This is a genomic window from Streptomyces chrestomyceticus JCM 4735, from assembly GCF_003865135.1.
In the GTDB taxonomy this organism is placed as follows: domain Bacteria; phylum Actinomycetota; class Actinomycetes; order Streptomycetales; family Streptomycetaceae; genus Streptomyces; species Streptomyces chrestomyceticus.
In genome coordinates, this window is record NZ_BHZC01000001.1 from 2,847,460 (window position 1) to 2,864,681 (window position 17,222).

Annotated in this window: 13 protein-coding genes; 9 read left to right on the top strand and 4 right to left on the bottom strand. The window is 72.0% G+C overall.

The genetic code is table 11. The features are described 5' to 3' along the window. The first annotated feature begins 144 nt into the window (after positions 1 to 144). From EJG53_RS11715 to EJG53_RS11750, 8 genes are all read left to right on the top strand, one after another. Positions 145 to 3,927, top strand: coding sequence for a sensor histidine kinase (locus tag EJG53_RS11715; RefSeq protein ID WP_125044793.1), 3,783 nt, complete (start codon positions 145 to 147; stop codon positions 3,925 to 3,927). Positions 3,928 to 3,936: 9 nt separating this feature from the next. Next, positions 3,937 to 4,350 (top strand): roadblock/LC7 domain-containing protein, encoded by a 414-nt coding sequence (locus tag EJG53_RS11720; protein ID WP_030018344.1) that lies wholly within the window; start codon positions 3,937 to 3,939, stop codon positions 4,348 to 4,350. Between the two features lie 96 nt (positions 4,351 to 4,446). Further along, positions 4,447 to 4,857 carry a DUF742 domain-containing protein gene (locus EJG53_RS11725; protein WP_030018343.1) on the top strand — a complete coding sequence of 137 codons (411 nt, stop codon included), beginning with the start codon at positions 4,447 to 4,449 and terminating at the stop codon, positions 4,855 to 4,857. After that, positions 4,838 to 5,437 carry a GTP-binding protein gene (locus EJG53_RS11730; RefSeq protein ID WP_125044794.1) on the top strand — a complete coding sequence of 200 codons (600 nt, stop codon included), beginning with the start codon at positions 4,838 to 4,840 and terminating at the stop codon, positions 5,435 to 5,437. Before EJG53_RS11725 ends, EJG53_RS11730 begins: the two co-directional genes overlap by 20 nt. A gap of 420 nt (positions 5,438 to 5,857) precedes the next feature. Next, positions 5,858 to 9,241 (top strand): sensor histidine kinase, encoded by a 3,384-nt coding sequence (locus tag EJG53_RS11735; RefSeq protein WP_125044795.1) that lies wholly within the window; start codon positions 5,858 to 5,860, stop codon positions 9,239 to 9,241. A 10-nt stretch (positions 9,242 to 9,251) separates the two neighbouring features. After that, on the top strand, positions 9,252 to 9,665 hold the full coding sequence (locus EJG53_RS11740; protein ID WP_018087204.1) for a roadblock/LC7 domain-containing protein: 414 nt from the start codon (positions 9,252 to 9,254) through the stop codon (positions 9,663 to 9,665). 84 nt (positions 9,666 to 9,749) lie between these two features. Next, on the top strand, positions 9,750 to 10,370 hold the full coding sequence (locus EJG53_RS11745) for a DUF742 domain-containing protein (RefSeq protein WP_125044796.1): 621 nt from the start codon (positions 9,750 to 9,752) through the stop codon (positions 10,368 to 10,370). Further along, entirely contained in the window at positions 10,351 to 10,929 is a 579-nt protein-coding gene (locus tag EJG53_RS11750) for a GTP-binding protein (protein WP_073447656.1), read from the top strand. The genes EJG53_RS11745 and EJG53_RS11750 overlap by 20 nt, the downstream gene beginning before the upstream one ends. 81 nt (positions 10,930 to 11,010) lie before the next feature. Here EJG53_RS11750 and EJG53_RS11755 read toward each other — a convergent pair whose 3' ends face one another. Continuing rightward, positions 11,011 to 12,771, bottom strand: a complete 1,761-nt coding sequence (locus EJG53_RS11755) for a dihydroxyacetone kinase family protein (protein ID WP_125044797.1) — start codon at positions 12,769 to 12,771, stop codon at positions 11,011 to 11,013. Between the two features lie 231 nt (positions 12,772 to 13,002). Between EJG53_RS11755 and EJG53_RS11760 the strand changes: the two genes are divergently transcribed. Continuing rightward, positions 13,003 to 14,322 carry an MFS transporter gene (locus tag EJG53_RS11760; protein ID WP_125044798.1) on the top strand — a complete coding sequence of 440 codons (1,320 nt, stop codon included), beginning with the start codon at positions 13,003 to 13,005 and terminating at the stop codon, positions 14,320 to 14,322. Here the strand turns inward: EJG53_RS11760 and EJG53_RS11765 are convergent. The 3 genes from EJG53_RS11765 to EJG53_RS11775 all read right to left on the bottom strand — a co-directional run bounded on the left by EJG53_RS11765 (position 14,315) and on the right by EJG53_RS11775 (position 17,083). Further along, positions 14,315 to 14,980 carry a DUF4360 domain-containing protein gene (locus EJG53_RS11765; RefSeq protein WP_125044799.1) on the bottom strand — a complete coding sequence of 222 codons (666 nt, stop codon included), beginning with the start codon at positions 14,978 to 14,980 and terminating at the stop codon, positions 14,315 to 14,317. The two genes, EJG53_RS11760 and EJG53_RS11765, sit on opposite strands and share 8 nt — an antisense overlap. Positions 14,981 to 15,212: 232 nt before the next feature. Next, the gene (locus EJG53_RS11770; RefSeq protein WP_031004486.1) at positions 15,213 to 15,422 is read right to left on the bottom strand and encodes an acyl-CoA carboxylase epsilon subunit; all 210 of its coding nucleotides are present in this window, start codon (positions 15,420 to 15,422) and stop codon (positions 15,213 to 15,215) included. 77 nt (positions 15,423 to 15,499) lie between these two features. Beyond that, positions 15,500 to 17,083, bottom strand: a complete 1,584-nt coding sequence (locus EJG53_RS11775; protein ID WP_031004483.1) for an acyl-CoA carboxylase subunit beta — start codon at positions 17,081 to 17,083, stop codon at positions 15,500 to 15,502. Positions 17,084 to 17,222 lie beyond the last annotated feature (139 nt).

Below are 17,222 nucleotides of genomic sequence, written 5' to 3' on the forward strand. Positions count from 1 at the left end.
CGCGCGGTGGTGCCGCTCTCTCGGCCAGAGAGGGCAGCTCGCCGGTCACTCACGACCGCCAAACGGGGGCCCCGGTCCCCTACGACTCGACAACCGTCCCGCCGTTCACGCGGAGGGACGCCTGGTCCAGAGGTTGCGACGCTAGTGCAGGGACGTTTCAAGAGGGACGGGTCTCCCCAGGCCCGCCAGGGCCAAGGGGAAGCTGCGGCGGACCCGGAGCTGCGCGGCGGAAGCGACCGCGCCGCCTCGCCCCAGCATGGCCAGGGCCCCGGCCCGGCGGCCGGGGGTGACTCCGCCGACGGCGCCTCGCCCAAGCCGCCGAAGGGCGCCAAGGAGCCGAGCGGCCCCGGCGCGCGAATAGCCATGCGCAACTGGCGCATCAGCACCCGCCTGGTCTCCCTGCTCGCGCTCCCCGTCATCGCCGCGACCACGCTCGGCGGCATGCGCATCAACACGTCGCTGGAGAACATCGACCAGCTCGACAAGATGCAGTTGCTCACCGAGATGACGCGGCAGGCCACCGAGCTGGCCGACGCCCTCCAGACGGAGCGGGACAAGTCGGCGGGCCCGATCGCCGGCACCGGCAACGTCAAGGACGACGCCAGTGTCGTCGCCCCGCGTGAGGCGACCGACCGGGCCAAGCAGGCGTTCAACAAGGCCACCGGTGACGTCCAGCGCGACGACCCGACGATGGCCGGTGTGCAGGCGACCCTGCTGGACATCGGGCGTCAGCTCAACACCCTCAACGAGATCCGCAACAACGCGTACAAGGACGGCGACAACGCCGCCCGTACGGTCAGCAGCTACAACCAGCTCATCACCTCGCTGCTCGCGCTCTCCCAGGACATGGCGCAGGCGACCAGCAACCCGGAGATGATCCGCAGCACCCGTGCGCTCGCGGCGTTCTCCTCCGCCAAGGAATACGCGTCGATGCAGCGCGCGCTGGTCAGTGCCGGCCTCGCGCACAAGGGCAGCCCGCAGCTCTCCTCCAACGACCGGCTGGCCGGCCGTACCGCCGAGGACAATGAGAAGGCGGCCCGCGACCGCTTCTCGCAGATCTACACCGGCGCCACCGACCTCACCAAGGGTCTGGACGGCAACAACGACGACATCAAGGCGGCCGTCGCCTTCGCGCACCGCGCCTTCGCCAGCGACGGCGGCATCCACAGCGAGGACTACAAGTACCTCGACTGGTACGACACGGACACCGTCAAGATCGACGAGATGGGCCGTATCGAGAGCTCGCTGCTCTCGCAGATGGAGCAGAAGTCCCGCGAGCTGCGCAACGAGGCGACGCAGGAGGCCATCCTCAGCGGTGCGCTGATCCTGCTGGTCCTGGGCATCTCGCTGGTCGGCGCGTTCGTCGTGTCCCGGTCCATGGTGCGCTCGCTGCGCCGGCTCCAGGACACCGCGCAGAAGGTCTCCCAGGAGCGCCTGCCCGAGCTGGTCAAGCAGCTCTCCGAGGCGGACCCGCAGGACGTGGACACCTCCGTGGAGTCCGTCGGCGTGCACAGCCGGGACGAGATCGGCAAGGTGGCCGCGGCCTTCGACGACGTGCACCGCGAAGCCGTCCGGCTGGCGTCCGAGCAGGCGCTGCTGCGGGGCAACGTCAACGCGATGTTCACCAACCTCTCGCGCCGCAGCCAGGGCCTCATCCAGCGTCAGCTCTCGCTCATCTCCGAACTGGAGTCCCGCGAGGCCGACCCGGACCAGCTCTCCTCGCTGTTCAAGCTGGACCACCTCGCGACCCGTATGCGCCGTAACGGTGAGAACCTCCTCGTCCTCGCGGGCGAGGAGCCGGGCCGCCGCTGGACGCGCCCGGTCCCGCTGGTCGACGTGCTGCGCGCCGCCGCGTCCGAGGTGGAGCAGTACGAGCGCATCGAACTGAGCGCCGTACCGCAGACCGAGGTCGCCGGCCGGGTCGTCAACGACCTCGTGCACCTGCTCGCCGAGCTGCTGGAGAACGCGACCTCGTTCTCCTCCCCGCAGACCAAGGTCAAGGTGACCGGTCACGCGCTGCCCGACGGCCGCGTCCTGGTCGAGATCCACGACACCGGTATCGGCCTGTCCCCCGAGGACCTGTCCGCGATCAACGAGCGGCTGGCCAGCCCGCCGACGGTGGACGTCTCGGTCTCCCGCCGCATGGGTCTGTTCGTGGTCGGCCGCCTGTCGCTGCGGCACGGCATCCGCATCCAGTTGCGGCCGTCCGACTCGGGCGGTACGACGGCGCTGGTCATGCTGCCGGTCGATGTCGCCCAGGGCGGCAAGAAGCCCCAGCCGGGCGGCAAGGGCGGGCCGGGTGCCGGTTCCGTCGAGGGTGCCCCCGCGCCGCACACCCCGAACGCCTCCGCCAACCGTCTCGCCGGTCTGCAGCCGCGTGGCCAGGTCGGTGCGGGCGGCGCGCGTCCGGCGCTGCCGGGCCGCGGCGGTCCGGGCGGCCAGGGCGGGCCGGGTGCCGGTGCGTTCGGCGCGCCGGCCGGCCGTACGGGCAACGCGCCCGCCGGTCCCTCCAAGAGCACCCCGAACACCGGTCAGCTCAGCGACGGGCGTCCGGCGCTGCCGACCCGTGGCGCGCCGGCCGGTGCGAACACGGGCGCCGGTGCCGGTGACACCTCGCAGATGCCGACGGTCGCTCCCCCGACGGGCGCGCCCCGCCGTGACGAGCGCCCGGAGCTTCCGCAGCGCGGCGCGGCCGGTGAGCTGACCGGCGGCGCGGACGCCACCGGCGGCCCCTCGCAGCCCAACACCACGAGCTGGGGTGCCCGCCGTGAGCGCGGCGCCTCGGACGACTGGCCGATGACGCCCCGCCAGGAGCAGGACCGGCCGCGCGGCCACGAGGAGCCGGAGACCACCGGCGGCTTCGCCCGCCCGGCGGCCGGCGGCCCCGGTGACACGGCGGAGTTCGCCCGTCCCGACTTCGACGCCTCGCCGCCCGGCGCGGACGCCGACCGGACCGGCCGCGGCCCCGGTGACAGCGGCGAGTTCGCCCGTACCGACGCCTTCGGTTCCGGCGCGCCGCAGCGCGACGACCAGGCGACCGGTCAGTACGAGCTGCCCGCCGACCTGCGCGGCGAGTCGCCGCAGGGCCCCGGCGACACCGGGCAGTTCGCCCGCCCGGACGACGGGCGCGGCTTCGGCGAGACCGCGTACGGGAACAACGGTTATGACGCGGCCGCGGGCAACGCCTTCACGGGCGGCAGTGCCTTCGGCGGCGGCGCGCAGCAGCAGGACGCCGGCGTCACGGGCGAGTTCGCCCTCCCCGCCGACCTGCAGAACGGGTCGCAGCAGGGCACCGGCGAGTTCGCGGTGCCGCAGGAGCGGCAGCGCCAGGACGGCGCCTCCGGTGACCTCCTCGGCGGCGGTTCGCCCGCCGGTCCGGGTGACGGCCGTACGCCGATCTTCGACACCATCGAGTCGAACTGGTTCAGCCACCCGGCGTCCGGTGCGGCCTCGGTACCGCAGCAGGCCGCCGACGAGCCCTCGGCCCCGTCGGCGGAGCACTCCGAGGCGCCGCCGCTGCCGCGCCGCGAGCCCGGTGCCGCCGCCGGCGGCGCGTCCGCCGGTACGTCCGGCTCGCTCTTCGACGGTGCCGCCGCCGACAGCCGAACCCAGGGTGAGCAGGGCCAGTGGCGTGCCTCGCCCAACGACGAGCGCTGGCGGCAGGCGGAGCAGATCCGCCAGCCCGCCGCCGGTGGCGTCACCACCTCCGGACTGCCCCGCCGGGTACCGCGCGCCAACCTGGTCGCCGGCACCGCGCAGCAGCAGTCCCACCAGACCGGTCCGCAGGTCTCGCGTGCGCCCGACGACGTGCGCGGCCGTCTGACCAATCTTCGTCGGGGTATCCAGCAAGGCCGTTACCGGGCCGAGGAGAACGCCTCCACCGGCAACCACGGCATTGTCGACCCCACTCACCAGCAGGAGCGTTAGTTGAGTCCGATGAGCCAGGCGGCGCAGAATCTGAACTGGTTGATCACCAACTTCGTGGACAACACCCCGGGGGTGTCCCACACGGTGGTGGTCTCCGCGGACGGACTGCTCCTCGCCATGTCCGACGGTTTTCCCCGCGACCGCGCCGACCAGTTGGCGGCGGTGGCCTCGGGGCTGACCTCGCTGACCTCCGGTGCGTCCCGCATCTTCGAGGGCGGCGTGGTCAACCAGACCGTGGTGGAGATGGAGCGCGGCTTCCTCTTCATCATGTCCGTCTCCGACGGATCGTCGCTGGCCGTACTGGCGCACCCCGAGTGCGACATCGGCCTCGTCGGTTACGAGATGGCCCTGCTGGTCGACCGCGCGGGCACCGTGCTGACGCCCGACCTGCGCGCCGAACTCCAGGGCAGCCTGCTGCACTGAGTCCTGCCGAACGTCACGACCCGACCCACCGCCCACCGTGCCGCACCCCCACCGGCCCAACCCGACGACAGTCAGTTGTCCCGTCCGGAGGACCCCATGACCCCGCCACCTGCCTCGCCCGGCCCGTACGGCGCCTACAGCCAAGCGCCGTACGGGGGCGAAGGTGACCAGCCGCTGGTCCGCCCGTACGCCATGACCGGGGGACGGACCCGGCCGCGCTACCAGCTCGCCATCGAGGCGCTGGTCAGCACGACCGCTGACCCGTCCCAGCTTCCCGGCCTGCTGCCGGAGCACCAGCGCATCTGCCATCTGACCCGCGAGGTGAAGTCGGTCGCCGAGATCTCGGCGCTGCTGCACATCCCGCTGGGGGTGGCCCGGATCCTGGTCGCGGACCTGGCGGAGGCCGGCATGGTGGCGATCCACCAGCCGGGCGGCAGTGGCGAGGCCGGCGGTACGCCCGACGTGACGCTGCTGGAAAGGGTGCTCAGTGGACTTCGCAAGCTCTGACGGCGCCGCGGCGGCCGCCGGACCGGGCGGCCGGTCCACCACCTCGGCGAAGATCGTGGTGGCGGGCGGCTTCGGCGTGGGCAAGACCACGTTCGTCGGGGCCGTCTCGGAGATCAATCCGCTGCGTACGGAGGCCGTGATGACCTCCGCCTCGGCGGGGATCGACGACCTGAGCCACGTCCAGGACAAGACCACCACCACGGTGGCGATGGACTTCGGCCGCATCACCCTGGACCAGGACCTGATCCTGTACCTCTTCGGTACGCCGGGCCAGGACCGCTTCTGGTTCATGTGGGACGACCTGGTCCGCGGCGCCATCGGCGCGGTCGTCCTGGTCGACACCCGCCGCCTCGCCGACTGCTTCGCCGCGGTCGACTACTTCGAGAACAGCGGCCTCCCCTTCGTCATCGCCCTCAACGGCTTCGACGGACACCAGCCGTACACGCCCGACGAGGTCCGCGAGGCCCTCCAGATCGGCCCCGACGCACCGATCATCACCACCGACGCCCGCCACCGCAGCGAGGCCAAGAGCGCTCTCATCACGCTGGTCGAGCACGCTCTCATGGCCCGCCTGAAGTGACGGCGGCACGCCGCCCCGCCCTCAGGTAAGTTGCCTCAGGCAAGGAGAGTCCTTTCCGGTGCCGTACGGCGCCGGAAAGGCCCGGGCCGGCCGCGGTTCCCGTGCGGCGCCAAAAGATCTGTGTCCTTGGCCACGCCGCCGGCCGTGTTCATAACGTTTCGACAGAGAATTCACCCGCCGCCGACACCCGGCGCGCACACGCGGCTCCGCTGCGCTCACATTTCTCCCGCCTTTTGCCGCCCCTCGCCCTTAACGCCCCTTTTATCTGACGTGCTCAGCGCGTCGCCGCCCCTTTGCCCAGTGTTTGGAACGCACGGTCCTGACGTGCTGAAATTCGCTGAACTCCGGAGTAGTGACGCCCTGAAGAAAACGGCACAGCGCAAAAGGGTGCGGTGCCGGCGCCGAGAGGTTGTTGGTCGAGTGAGGCGAAGCAAGTCGGGCCCCGAGCCGCAGGAACCGCGGCGGGGCAACTTCACGCCACCGTCGCACAGTGCGGCACCGGCCCCCGGCGCGGCCGAGAGCCCGGTCGCCACCGTCCCCGTGAGCGGCGGGCGGTTCTCGCCGCGCAACTGGCGGGTGGCCACCCGCCTCAACGCGATCCTGCTGATCCCCGTACTCGTCGCCCTGGTCTTCGGCGGCCTGCGGGTCAACGCCTCCGTCGAGACCTGGCAGGAGGCCCAGGACGCCGAGGCCACCGCCAAGCTGGTACGCGCCGCGGCGGCCTACAGCCACGCCATCATCGACGAGCGCGACCGCACCGCCCAGCCGCTGCTGGCCGGCAAGCGGGACGACCCCGCGGTGAGCGAGGCCCGCCGGGCCACCGACACCGCCGCCGGCGCGTTCCACGCCGCGGTCAAGGAGATGCCCGCCAAGGAGGGCCTCAAGCGCCGCCTCGCCGCCTTCCAGAAGGCCGAGCCCGGCCTGACGAAGCTGCGCGAGGCCGCGTACACGCCGCAGCTTCCCGGCGTCCGCACCGAAGAGGGCTACGTCGCCATCCAGCACCCGCTGATGGAGTTCGCCAACGAGCTGGGCCTGGGCACCGGCAACATCACCTCCTACGGCCGTACGGTCTACGCCGTCTCGCTGGCCAAGGCCGCCGAGTCGCTCACCCGCTCCATCGGTACGCACCTGCTGGTCGACCCGGCGTCCCCGCAGGGCGGCAAGGAGCACAAGAAGCAACTGACCGCGTTCGCCTCGTACAAGTACCTGGAGAACATCGCCATCGGCGAGTACACCTCCGGCGGTACCCCCGAGGACGTGCAGCGGCTCAAGGACGACGCCGCCAAGCTGAAGAAGCGGAGCGACGGGTCGCCGTCCTTCGACGCGATGGCCACCGCCATCGCCTCCGGCGCCTCGCCGCAGCAGCTCGCCGCGCAGGGCATCACGCCGGAGAGTTGGTTCACCGCGGCCACCGGCACGTTCGACATGTACCGGGCCATCGAGAAGGACCTCGCCGACAAGGCGGTGGACGAGGCGGCCGCGATCTCCTCGGACGCCCGGCGGTCCACCTTCGTCGACTCCGCGATCGTGATCGCGGCGCTGGTCATCGCCTTCCTGGTGGCGGGCATGATGGCCCGCCGGATGAGCCGGAACATGAGCCGGCTGCGCACCGCCGCCTTCGGCATCGCCGAGCAGCGGCTGCCGACCCTGGTCGACCAGCTCTCCCGTACGGACCCGGGCCGCGTCGACACCCGGGTGCAGCCCATCCCGATCCACACCACCGACGAGATCGGCGAGGTCGCCCGCGCCTTCGACCAGGTGCACCGCGAGGCCGTCCGGCTCGCCGCCGAACAGGCGCTGCTGCGCGGCAACGTCAACGCGATCTTCACCAACCTCTCGCAGCGGAACCAGGGCCTGATCGAACGTCAGCTCACCCTGATCACCGAGCTGGAGAACAACGAGGCCGACCCGGACCAACTGGAGAACCTCTTCCGGATGGACCACCTGGCCACCCGTATGAGGCGCAACGGCGAGAACCTCCTCATCCTCGCGGGCGAGGAGCCGGGCCGCCGCTGGAACCAGCCGGTGCCGCTGATCGACGTGCTGCGCGCGGCGACGTCCGAGGTCGAGGCGTACGAGCGAATAGAACTGTCCGGCGTGCCGGACGGCGACATCCACGGCACCGCCGTGACCGACCTCGTGCACCTGCTCTCCGAGCTGCTGGAGAACGCCACCACGTTCTCCTCGCCGCAGACCAAGGTGCGGGTCGCCGCCACCCGGCTGCCGGACGGCCGCGTCATGATCGAGATCCACGACAAGGGCATCGGGCTCACCCCCGAGGACTTCGCGGACATCAACCACAAGCTGGCCAACCCGCCGACCGTGGACGCCTCGGTCTCCCAGCGGATGGGCCTTTTCGTGGTCGGCCGGCTCGCCGACCGGCACGGCATCCGCGTCCAGCTCCGCCCCTCGGGCGAGCAGGCCGGCACCACCTCCCTCGTCATGCTCCCCGAGCCCATCACGCACGGCGGTGGCGGCGAGGAGGAGGGCGGCTACGACGACGACTTCACCGTCTCCCGCATCGTGCCCGAGCACCAGCAGGGCGCGTACGAGAGCGACGGCCGGTCCGCCGCCGAGCTGGGCTTCGACGAGCTGGGCCTGAGCCACGGACAGCACGGCGGGGCCTCGCGGCTCGACCCGGTCAACCGCTCGCTGATGCGCGAGGAGCGCCGGGCGGCGCTGGAGGCGCAGGCCGGCGGCGCGGGCACCCAGCCGCACCACCCCGCGCAGGACTCGCACCACCCCGCGCAGGACTCGCACCACCCCGCGCAGGACTCGCACCACCCCGCGCAGACGCCGGGCCCGTACCAGGACCCGTCGGCGCCGCTGTTCCAGGACCAGGCGCAGTTCGGCGACCAGGCACAGTTCCAGGACCAGGCGCCGTTCCAGGACCAGGCGCCGTTCCAGGACCAGGCGCAGTTCGGCGACCAGGCACAGTTCCAGGACCCGGCTCAGGGCCAGAGCCCGGACCGGTTCCAGGACACGGGCCAGTTCCCGACCCCGGCGCAGTTCCAGGACCCGGCCCAGCAGCACGGCGCGGGCTACGGGAACCACCCCGGCCAGGCATATGCGGAACCGGCACAGGGCACCTACGGGGACCCGTCGCCGCAGGGCCAGGGACTTGCCGAAGTCGGTCACGACGAGGCCGTCGGCCAGCAGTCGTACGCCCCGTTCGAGTCGCGGCAGCAGGACGGCGGGCCCGAAAACGGAGCGCACACCGGCTACTTCGGCGGCCAACCGGAATCCGACCGGAATCAGCGGCCCGCTCCCGCGGACGGTCCGGAACGCGTAGCATTCGACCGACCGGACCCCACCCCGAACGGCACACCGCCGCTGACCGACGCCGGCCTTCCGCGCCGCGGAGCCGCCGGCCGGCCGCAGGCTCCCCAGCAGCAGTGGCAGCCGTTCGAGGAGGCGTCCTCCAGGCCCCGTGCCCAGGAGGAACCGGCGGCCGCCCCGCAGGGGAACGCGCCGGAGGCCGGTACGGACGACTCCGAGTGGCGCTCGGCCAACGACGAGCGCTGGCAGCGGGCGGAGCGGCTGCGGGAGCCGAAGGCGGGCGGAGTCACCTCCTCCGGTCTGCCCCGGCGGGTGCCCAAGGCCAATCTGGTCGAGGGCACCGCGGAGCAGAGCCCGCAGGGCGGCCCGCAGGTCTCCCGTGCTCCGGAGGACGTCCGCGGCCGGCTGAGCAACCTGCGGCGCGGGGTCCAGCAGGGACGCAACGTGGGCACGGACCAATCGGAGGTCCCCCAGAATGACCAACAGGGCTTCGGCCCCGGCAGCACCTACGATCAGGAGCGTTAGTGTGAGCCCGATGAGCCAGGCGGCGCAGAACCTGAACTGGTTGATCACCAACTTCGTGGACAACACCCCCGGTGTGTCCCACACGGTCGTGGTCTCCGCGGACGGTCTCCTCCTCGCCATGTCCGAGGGCTTCCCTCGGGACAGAGCCGATCAGTTGGCGGCGGTGGCCTCCGGCCTCACCTCGCTGACCTCCGGCGCCTCCCGCATCTTCGAAGGCGGGAGTGTCAATCAGACCGTGGTGGAGATGGAGCGCGGCTTCCTCTTCATCATGTCCGTCTCCGACGGATCGTCGCTGGCCGTACTGGCGCACCCCGAGTGCGACATCGGCCTCGTCGGTTACGAGATGGCCCTGCTGGTCGACCGCGCGGGCACCGTGCTGACGCCCGACCTGCGCGCCGAACTGCAGGGCAGCCTTCTCAACTAGCAGACAGGCAGTGCGTTTCCCGCCACCGCGCCATAGGGTGCGGTGGCGCGACCGGCGTCAGATTGGCAAGTTGAAGGAGGAGACGTGGCAACGCCCCCGAGCGGATACCCGTACGGTCCCGGACAGCAGTCCGGGCCCCAGGGCGAGCACCATCACAACCGCTTCAACTTCCCTTCCGCGCCCAGCCGCCGGCAGCAGCGGCCACCCCAGCCGCCGCAGTCCCGGCAGCCCTACCAGCAGCAGCCGTACGACTCCCGGCAGCCGTACGAGCCGTCGCCGTACGACCAGCCTCGGGCGCCCCGCAGCCGGTCGGCGCAGTCCCAGCGGCGCGCGCCCGGCCCGTCGGCTCCCACCGGGGGCGCGCACAACCCGCTCGTGCGCCCGTACGCGATGACCGGAGGCCGGACCCGGCCGCGCTACCAGCTCGCCATCGAGGCGCTGGTCAGCACGACCGCCGACCCGGCCAGGCTGCAGGGCCAGTTGCCGGAGCACCAGCGCATCTGCCACCTCTGCCGCGAGATCAAGTCAGTGGCCGAGATCTCGGCCCTTCTCTCCATCCCCCTCGGCGTCGCCCGAATCCTCGTCGCCGACCTGGCCGAGGCCGGACTCGTCGCCATCCATCAGCCCGGCGGGGACGAGACCGCCGGCGGACAGCCAGATGTGACACTGCTCGAAAGGGTGCTCAGTGGACTTCGCAAGCTCTAGCGGTGCAGCCCGCTCCACCACCTCCGCGAAGATCGTGGTGGCGGGCGGCTTCGGCGTGGGCAAGACCACGTTCGTCGGGGCCGTCTCAGAGATCAACCCGCTGCGCACCGAAGCCGTGATGACCTCGGCGTCGGCCGGCATCGACGACCTCACGCACGCGCCGGACAAGACCACGACGACCGTGGCGATGGACTTCGGCCGCATCACCCTGGACCAGGACCTGATCCTGTACCTCTTCGGTACGCCCGGTCAGGACCGCTTCTGGTTCATGTGGGACGACCTGGTCCGCGGCGCCATCGGCGCGGTCGTCCTGGTCGACACCCGCCGCCTCGCCGACTGCTTCCCGGCGGTCGACTACTTCGAGAACAGCGGCCTGCCCTTCGTCATCGCCCTCAACGGCTTCGACGGACACCAGCCGTACACGCCGGACGAGGTCCGCGAGGCCCTCCAGATCGGCCCCGACGCACCGATCATCACCACCGACGCCCGCCACCGCAGCGAGGCCAAGAGCGCCCTGATCACCCTGGTCGAGCACGCTCTCATGGCCCGCCTGCGCTGACCGGCCCGGCCGACGGCGTCCGCAGCGCGAAGCCCCCCGTACCTCTCGGTGCGGGGGGCTTCGCGCTGCCGGGGCGGCGGGTTACCGGTCCAGGTGGTCGGCGGTGGCGGTGAGCAGGAGCGCCAGCGACGTCGCTCCCGGGTCCGGGTGGCCGTGGCCCAGCGGGCCCATCCGGGCGGCGCGGCCGCGGGACGGGGTGAGGTCCGCGGTGGCGGCCGCGGCGCGGGTGGCGGACTGGGCGGCCGCCTTCCAGGCGCCGGGCAGGGGTTCGCCGGCGCGGGCGTGGAGTTCGGCCCGGAACGGGTCCAGCGCGTCGAGCATCGTCTTGTCACCGACCCGGGCGCCGCCCAGTTCCGAGACGGCCCGCTGCGCGGCGTCGGCGGCGTCCGCGAACAGGGCGGTGGAGTAGCCGTCGGCGCGGGTGAGGACGGCGCCGGTCTCGGCGAGCAGCGTGCCGTACAGGGCGCCGGACGCGCCGCCCGAGGCGTCGGCCAGGGCGAGACCGGCGGCGAGCAGCGCGGCGCCCGCCGAGCGGGGGTCGGCGGACGGACCCGGTTCGGCCGCGCGGGCCGCGCGGACGGCGGCGCGCAGGCCCCGGACGATGCCGATGCCGTGGTCGCCGTCCCCGGCCACCGCGTCCAGGCGGCCCAGTTCGTCCTCGTGGGCGGCGATCAGGTCGAGGGCGGCCTGGAGGGCGGCGGTGGCGGGGAGGTCGGTGCCGGGGGCGTCGGTGGCGGCGGAGGGGACGGCAGCCGGTGCGGGTACGGACGGGCGGAGGTCGGCGGCCTCCGTGTGCTCGCCCGGGAGGCTGCGGAAGGCGGGGGTGTCGCAGGGCGCGTCGTAGAGCGCGGCGAGTTCGTCGTCCAGGAGCATGACGGACAGCGAGACGCCCGCCATGTCGAAGGACGTGACGAACTCGCCGACCTCCGGGCGGTGCGGGCGCAGCCCGGCGGCGCGCAGGCGGCGGTTGACCTGCCGGTAGACGACGAACATCTCCTCGTACTTGGTGCGGCCCAGGCCGTTGAGGAGGACGGCGACCCGGCCGTCGTTCCCGGCGGGCGGCTCGGGGAGTTCCTGGAGGAGGTTGTCGACGAGCGCGTCGGCGAGTTCGGCGGCGGTGAGGTGGCGGGTGGTGCGCAGGCCGGGTTCGCCGTGTATGCCCATGCCGAGTTCGGTGGTGCCCGCGTCGACGGTGAACAGCGGTTCGCGGGCGCCCGGGAGCGTACAGCCAGCGAACGCGGCGCCGAAGGTGCGGGTCATCGCGTTGGCGTGCTCGGCGGCGCGGGCGACGGCCGCCAGGTCGTCACCGCGTTCGGCGGCCGCGCCGGCCACCTTGAAGACGAAGAAGTCGCCGGCCACCCCGCGCCGGTCGTGGGACGGGTCGACCTCCTGGCCCGCGACGGGCGGCGGCCCGCTGGCCACGTCGTCGGTGACCAGGACCGTACGGACGTCGGTGCCTTCGGCGGCCAGGCGGCGTGCGGCGAGGCCGAAGTGCATGACGTCCCCGGCGTAATTGCCGTAGCTGAAGAGCACCCCGGCGCCGCCGTCGGCCGCGCGCGCGGTGCGGTAGACCTGTTCGGCGCTGGGGCTGGCGAAGACGTCGCCGACGGCCGCCGCGTCGGCGAGGCCGGGGCCGACGAGCCCGGCGAAGGCGGGGTAGTGGCCGGAGCCGCCCCCGATGACGACCGCGACCTTGCCGGGGCGCGGCGCGTGCCGTCCGACGACCCCGAACGTGTCCGGGACCCGGCGCACCGTGCGGGCGTAGGCGTCGGCCAGGCCCTCCAGCCAGTCCTCGCGGAAGGTTCCGGGGTCGTGTCCGGGGCCGGCGGGGGTGGTGGTCATCGGGCTCACTCCTTTGTTTCGTCCCTGTTGGATTTAACACCCAGATCACATATCCGTCACCCCTCCTGGCGTAAATGGCGGCTCAAGTTGCGCGAAAGGCGTCAGAGAAAAGCTTGCATCACATCTTGCATGTGAAGTTCACAGGATTCATGCTGCTCACATCACACCCGCGCCGCCGCAGCGCGCCCCCCACCGCACGTACCGCCGCACCGCACCGCACGGAGGCAGGCCATGGCCCCACCGAAGCTCCCGCTCCCCGACCGGCTCGGCATCCCGGGCCCGCTGGTCCTCGGCTATCTCGGCGTGCTGCTGTTCATGGTGGGCGACGGCGTCGAGTCGGGTTTCATCGCCCCGTACATGGCGAACCACGGTGCGGGCACCGAGGTGCACGCCTCGTACGTCATCACCGCGTACGGCGTGACCGTGATGCTCGCGTCCTGGCTGTCCGGCGCCCTGTCCGACCTGTGGGGCCCGCGCCGGGTGATGCAACTGGGGCTGGCGGTGTGGGTCGTCTTCGACGTGCTCTTCCTGGTCTTCGCCCTGGGCCCGCAGAACTACCCGCTGATGCTGGTCTTCTACGGGCTGCGCGGCTTCGGCTACCCGCTCTTCGCCTTCGGCTTCCTCGTGTGGATCACCGCGACCGCGCCGACGGCCCGGATGGGCACCGCGGTCGGCTGGTTCTACGTCGCCTTCACCGGCGGGCTGCCCACCCTCGGCTCGCTCGTCGCGGGGGTCACCAACCCCTGGTTCGGCCAGTTCGGCACCCTGTGGGTGGCGCTCGGCATCATCGTCCTGGGCGGCGCCTGCTGTCTGCTCGGCGTCCGGGAGCGCACCGGGTTCGCCCGGCTGGCGCCGCCGGAGGTGCGGCCGGTGCAGTCGCTGCTGTCCAGCCTGTCCATCGCCTGGACGCACCCGAAGGTCGCCGTCGGCTGTGTCGTACGCATCATCAACACGGCCCCGGAGTTCGGCTTCCTGGTCTTCCTGCCGACCTTCTTCGGCTCGGAGCTGGGCTTCGGGCAGGGCCGCTGGCTGACCCTGCTGGCCGTCATCTACGGCACCAACGTGCTGTGCAACCTGCTGTTCGGGGCGATCGGCGACCGGATCGGCTGGCGGCGGACCATCGCCTCGTTCGGCGGCCTCGGCTGCGCGGTCACCACGCTGACCCTGTACTTCGTGCCGAAGGCCGTCGGCGGCAACTACACCGTGGCGATCATCATGGGCATGCTGTACGGCATCACGCTGGCCGGATTCGTGCCCATCTCGGCCCTGGTCCCGGCCCTCGCCCCGGAGAACAAGGGCGGCGCGATGGCCCTGCTCAACCTGGGCGCGGGCGGCGCGGCCTTCGTCGGTCCTGCCGTCGTCAGCGTCTTCCTCGGTCCGCTCGGACCGGCCGGGGTCGTGATCGTCTTCGCGGCGCTGTACGTCGTCTCCGCCGCCCTGACGCTGTACCTCAAGGTGCCGGAGGGCCCGGCGGAGCCGGAGGGTCCGCGCGCACCGGTGCACGCGGACCCCGTGGCCGTACGGACCGCTGCCGACGCGGCTGCTACCTAGGGCACTGCTTCCACGCGAAGTGGTACTTGGTGTTGATGCTGCCGTCGGTGGAGTCCATCGCCATGTAGCTGGTCGCCTTGGGGTCGGAGCCCTTGGCGTCCACCCGCAGCTCGGTGTTGATGTTGAAGTAGCGCTTCTCGCCGCAGGGGGCGTAGACCAGCGCGTCGATCCCGGTCTCGTCCGAGGACTGCCAGTTGGCGTCGTACGGACCGGTGAAGCGGTGGCTCTTGCGGGCCGTCTCGGAGCTGCCCTGGAAGTAGTAGCCCGCCTGTTCCAGGCCGACGGCGCCGGGCGCGAGCTGGGCGTAGCCGCGGTAGTCGGCCTTGGCGATCGCGTAGGTGAAGCCCTGGGGGACGTGGACGTTCAGCGCGATCTGGCAGTTCTTGCGGGAGTCCGTGGGTCTGCTGTCCTTGCCCGCCTGGGCGAGGTATTCGCTGTACGTCACGGTGAACGCGGTGTTGTCGGGCGCGACGGCCACCGCGGCGCTGCCCGGCCGGCAGCCCGAGCCGTTGACGGTGGCGACCGTGATGGTGATCTGTCCGGTCGGCGGCGCCTCTTCGCCGTACCGGGGCGAGGTCTGTGCGGAGGCGGGGGACGCCGACCCGGCGAGGAGCAGCAGCGATGCCGCGGCGGCACCGACACCCAAGGTGCGGAACATGGGCTTTCCTTCCGGTCGTCCTGCGGTCGGCTCCCGGGACCCGGGGGTGGACGCCGGGAGCGCAATGACGAGCGCATGTCAGCACGGGGATCACGGATTGGACAGCTCCCGGCCCCGGAGTCGGTGTGAACCTACGCCTTCTTTCGGCCGTCGCAGCAACGGCGTACGTCCCGCGAAGAAAGCAGTCGGGCCCGGTACTCGGTGGGAGTACCGGGCCCGGACGGCTTGCTGCTCAGCGCTGCCAGCTACCGGCGCCGCGGAAGCCGTGCTGGCGCTCCAGCCGGCGCCAGCGGGCGGCGGTGGCGCGGCGGCGGCCCGGCACGGCGGCCTCCGGACGGTGGGCGGCGCGGGCGAGCAGGACGGCGGTCAGCGCCGCCAGCTCCTCCTCGCTGGCCTCACCCTTCTCCACGCGGATGGAGCTGGTCTGAACGGAAGTGGTCACGTCGTTTCTCCGGTCTGCGAAAGGTCCGGTCGGGGGCCGGTCGGTCGGCTGCCGCCCTGCGGGGCGGGCTGCCCCGCCTACTGGGGCGGGTTGCCGTGCTTGCGGGCGGGCAGGTCCGCGTGCTTGTTGCGGAGCATGTCCAGCGAGCGGATGAGCACCTCGCGGGTCTCGGCGGGGTCGATCACGTCGTCGACCAGGCCGCGCTCGGCCGCGTAGTACGGGTGCATCAGCTCGGACTTGTACTCCTTGACCATCCGCGCCCGCATCGCCTCGGGGTCGTCCGCCTCCGCGATCTGCTTGCGGAAGATGACGTTGGCGGCGCCCTCGGCGCCCATCACCGCGATCTCGTTGGTGGGCCAGGCGTAGGTCAGGTCCGCGCCGATGGACTGCGAGTCCATGACGATGTACGCGCCGCCGTACGCCTTGCGCAGGACCACCGAGATCCGCGGCACGGTGGCGTTGCAGTACGCGTACAGCAGCTTGGCGCCGTGCCGGATGATGCCGCCGTGCTCCTGGTCGACGCCGGGCAGGAAGCCGGGCACGTCCAGCAGCGTGACGATGGGGATGTTGAACGCGTCGCACATCTGGACGAAGCGGGCAGCCTTCTCGGACGCCTCGATGTCCAGCACACCGGCCAGTGACTGCGGCTGGTTGGCGACCAGGCCGACGACCTCGCCGTCCATCCGGGCCAGCGCCACGATGATGTTGGTGGCCCAGCGCTCGTGGACCTCCAGGAACTCGCCGTCGTCGACCAGCTCCTCGATGACCGTGCGCATGTCGTAGGGGCGGTTGCCGTCGGCCGGCACCACGTCCAGCAGGGCGTCGCCGGAGCGGTCGGCGGGGTCCTCGCACGCCACCGACGGCGGGTTCTCCCGGTTGTTCGACGGCAGCAGGGACAGCAGGTAGCGGACCTCTTCGAGGCAGGTCTGCTCGTCGTCGTAGGCGAAGTGGCACACACCCGAGGTCTCGGCGTGCACATCGGCGCCGCCCAGGCCGTTCTGGGTGATCTCCTCGCCGGTGACCGCGCGCACCACGTCCGGGCCGGTGATGAACATCTGCGAGGTCTCGCGGACCATGAACACGAAGTCGGTCAGGGCGGGGCTGTAGGCCGCGCCGCCCGCGCACGGGCCGAGCATCACGCTGATCTGCGGGATGACGCCGGACGCCTTGGTGTTGCGCTGGAAGATGCCGCCGTACCCGGCCAGCGCCGAGACGCCCTCCTGGATACGGGCGCCGGCGCCGTCGTTCAGGGAGACCAGCGGGGCACCGGCCGCGATGGCCATGTCCATGATCTTGTGGATCTTCGTGGCGTGCGCCTCGCCCAGCGCGCCGCCGAAGATCCTGAAGTCGTGGGCGTAGACGAACACGGTCCGGCCGTGCACGGTGCCCCAGCCGGTGATCACACCGTCGGTGTAGGGCTTCTTGGCCTCCAGGCCGAATCCGGTGGCCCGGTGCCGCCGCAGCGGCTCGACCTCCCGGAAGGAACCCTCGTCCAGCAGCAGCTCGATCCGCTCACGCGCGGTGAGCTTGCCCTTGGCGTGCTGCGCCTCGGTCGCCCGCTCGCTGGGGCCGCGCCGGGCCTGCTCGCGGATGGCGTGCAGCTCGGCGACCCGCCCGCGGGCGTCGTTCGCCTCGGCGGGCACATCTTCGACAGTGGTCATGTATCGACGGTACGTGGCCGGACCCTCCGGAACCGATGTCGGTTTCGTACAACGTCGGAAGCGATTTGGTGGGCAGGCAGAACAGAAGCCTCCTGTACGCGGCCCGCGTCCGCTCCTGTGGGCACGCCGGAGGGCTCCA